Below are 3025 nucleotides of genomic sequence, written 5' to 3'. Positions count from 1 at the left end.
CACAGGGCGCGGCTGCCGTCCCCGGAGGTGAGGTTGCACCAGACGTACGCCTCGCGGACCGGTCCGGGGCGGTGCTGCCGCCCGTCCGGGCCGGTCCCGGTGTCCTCGGCTCGCCGGAAGACGGCGGCCGTGTCGTCACCGGTGACCCGTACCGTGCGCGGATCGCCGAGCATCCGCTGCGGCGTGGTGCCGCCGACCCCGTGCACCAGCAGTTCCAGCTCGGTCTCCGGCTCGGCGGTCCGGCCGGCGTGCTCCCCGGAACCCGCCGGACACGCCCCGGCCCCCTGTTCGCCCTGTCGGGCGGTGTCCTGCGGCGGGTGCCCGGACGGCAGGCCGGCGTGCCCCGCGCGGGCCGCCGGGTCCGGACACTCCTCGCCCCGCCCGGCGGGCCGGTCCGCGTGCCGGCCGCAGCCGCCCGGATGCGGCGCGTGGTGCCTGCCGTACTCTTCGGTCCGCCGTTCGCCGTCCTGCCCGGCGGAGTGGTCCCGTGTGCGTTCCACTGTTCTCGCACTTCCCGTGACGCCCTGACGCCTGTGCGTGTGGGCCCCAGGATGTCGTCCCAGGCGGTCCGGTGCGGCCGTCGTCACGGAATCTCCCCGAACCGGGGCACGGCGGACGGTCCGGCAGGCGGTGGCGCAACCGGGACGGAGCCGTGAAAAGATGGGACGCCCGCGCACTGCCGGACGGACGGAACGTCCTGGTCGGAGCCGGTGCGCCGGGCGTGTCGGACGGATGACGGCGAAAGGACCGGAGCGTACGTGAGTGAGAATCAGAACCTCCTCGCGGAGCAGCGCCGCGCCCTGATCCTGGACGAGGTCCGGCGCCGGGGCGGGGTGCGGGTCAACGAGCTGACCCGCAAGCTCGGCGTCTCGGACATGACCGTGCGCCGCGACCTGGACGCACTCGCCCGCCAGGGCATGCTGGAGAAGGTGCACGGCGGTGCCGTGCCGGTCGTCGAGGCGAGCACGCACGAGCCGGGCTTCGAGGCGAAGTCGGGGCTCGAACTGACCGCCAAGGAGGACATCGCGCGGGCCGCGGCGCGCCTGGTCGGTCCGGGAGCGGCGATCGCCCTGTCCGGCGGTACGACGACGTACGCGCTCGCCCAGCACCTGCTGGAGGTGCCCGAGCTGACCGTGGTGACGAACTCGGTGCGGGTCGCGGACGTCTTCCACGCGGCGCAGCGCACCTCGGGGCAGCGCCAGGGTTCGGCCACGGTGGTGCTCACGGGCGGGGTCCGCACCCCCTCGGACTCCCTGGTCGGACCGGTGGCCGACCAGGCGATCGCCTCGCTCCACTTCGACCTGCTCTTCCTCGGTGTGCACGGCATATCGGTGGAGGCCGGCCTGTCCACGCCGAACCTCGCGGAGGCCGAGACCAACCGGCGGCTGGTGCACTCGGCGCGCCGGGTCGTGGTGGTCGCCGACCACACCAAGTGGGGTGTGGTGGGCCTGAGTTCGTTCGCCTCGCTGGAGCAGGTCGACGTGCTGGTGACCGACGCGGACCTGCCCGCCGAGGCGCGGGCGGAGATGTCCGAGCACCTGCGGGTGACGGTGGCGGGCGAGGACGGGGAAGAGGACGGCACAGACAGCTGAGGTCACGTCAGCTAGGGTGACGGTGCTCGGTCAACCGCCCTGCTGACGTGTGCACGAGGGGGTTTCGTCCATGGCTCGTCGTCTGCGCCCGGTGGATCTCGACTTCATCGGGACCGCGCCCGTACGTCTCGTTTTCGCACAGAACATCTCGGCGCCGCCCGAGCGGGTCTTCCGCGCGCTCGCCGAGGACGTGCCCGGCTGGGCCGAGTGGTTCGCGGCGGTGACGTCCGCCCGGGCCGTCGACGGCGGCGCCGGGCGGGAGATCCGGCTGCGGGGCGGGGGGCGGTTCAGGGAGACGGTGCTGGCCGCGAAGTCGCCCGAGCTCTACGCCTACCGGGTCGACGCCACCAACGCGCCGGGCCCCCGTGCCCTGGCCGAGGAGTGGCGCCTGGTGCCGCACGGTACCGGCACGCAGGTGCGGTGGACCTTCGGCGCCGACGGGACGGCACTGTTCCGGTTCGTGCTGGTGCTCGCCCGGCCCGGGCTCAAGCGGGCCTTCCACGACGCGGTGACGACGCTGGACCGGCGGTTGGCCGGGAACTGATCGGCTGTGGTCGCCGAAGAACCGGCCACCCGCGGTCCTCCACGAGCCGGTCAGCCGTGGGAGTGGTGCGCCTCGGTCACGACCGCTGCCATCAGTTCCGCGTCCAGCAGGGACACGTCCGCCAGACGGGAAGCGGCGGACAGCGAGTTGAGCAGGGTCTTGGTGACCCGCAGGGCCGCCGCGGGACGGCGTACGACGGGCCGGGCCCAGGCGGCGACGGCGGCGTCCAGCTCGTGCTCGGGGACGACCTTCTGCAGGATGGACAGGGACTGGGCCTCCGCCGCGGTGAACGCCCGGCCGGTGAGGACCAGCTCGCGGACCCGGGCGGCGCCGACCTCGTTCATGAGGCGGGGCAGCAGGCCGCCCCACGCGGTGGGCAGTCCGAGGGCGAGCTCGGGCAGCCGGAAGGTGGCGTCCTCGGCACCCACCCGCAGATCGCAGGCGAGCGCCAGGGCCATGCCCGCCCCGATGACCTTGCCGTGGACGCGCGCGATGGTGACGGCCGGGTTGCCGGTGAGGGCGTCGCAGACGCGCCGGGCCTTGGTCCCCGAGATCCGGATGCCGTTGCCCGCGGGGTCGTCGGCCAGGTGCCGGGTGTACTCGCCGCGGTCCCCGCCGAGGCAGAAGTCCGCTCCGCGGCCGGTGAGCACCAGGACCCGGACGTCCGGGTCCTGGTCCAGGAGGACGGCCAGGAGCTCGTCGAGCAGGGCGTCGGTGACGGTGTTGCCGTGTTCGGGGGTGTTCAGCTCGATGGTGAGGACGGGGCCCTGCCGGTGGGTGCGCAGCCGCTGCCGTCTCGGGGCGGCGGGAGGTGTGTCGAAGGAGAGGGCGGTCATGTGGTCACTTCCAGGGAGGTGACGCGCCGGAAGACCATCCGGGGCGCGTAGGT

3 protein-coding genes and 1 pseudogene are annotated in these 3025 nt (G+C 74.0%); 2 read left to right on the top strand and 2 right to left on the bottom strand.

Annotated elements, in window-relative coordinates; genetic code table 11:
* Positions 1–500, bottom strand: a pseudogene (locus IE312_RS38470) (hypothetical protein); the annotation flags it as partial.
* Positions 501–758: 258 nt separating this feature from the next.
* Here IE312_RS38470 and IE312_RS01640 point away from each other — a divergent pair.
* Together IE312_RS01640 and IE312_RS01635 are read left to right on the top strand one after the other, a co-directional pair.
* On the top strand, positions 759–1592 hold the full coding sequence (locus tag IE312_RS01640; RefSeq protein WP_189977557.1) for a DeoR/GlpR family DNA-binding transcription regulator: 834 nt from the start codon (positions 759–761) through the stop codon (positions 1590–1592).
* A 70-nt stretch (positions 1593–1662) separates the two neighbouring features.
* Entirely contained in the window at positions 1663–2136 is a 474-nt protein-coding gene (locus IE312_RS01635) for an SRPBCC family protein (protein WP_189977555.1), read from the top strand.
* 50 nt (positions 2137–2186) lie between these two features.
* Here the strand turns inward: IE312_RS01635 and IE312_RS01630 are convergent, their stop codons facing one another.
* The gene (locus IE312_RS01630) at positions 2187–2972 is read right to left on the bottom strand and encodes an enoyl-CoA hydratase/isomerase family protein (protein WP_189977553.1); all 786 of its coding nucleotides are present in this window, start codon (positions 2970–2972) and stop codon (positions 2187–2189) included.
* Positions 2973–3025: the final 53 nt, after the last annotated feature.

It is taken from the genome of Streptomyces capoamus (assembly GCF_014654935.1).
GTDB classification, from domain to species: domain Bacteria; phylum Actinomycetota; class Actinomycetes; order Streptomycetales; family Streptomycetaceae; genus Streptomyces; species Streptomyces capoamus.
The sequence above is the reverse complement of the archived record's forward strand: the minus strand, read 5'-3'. Positions and strand labels throughout refer to the sequence as shown.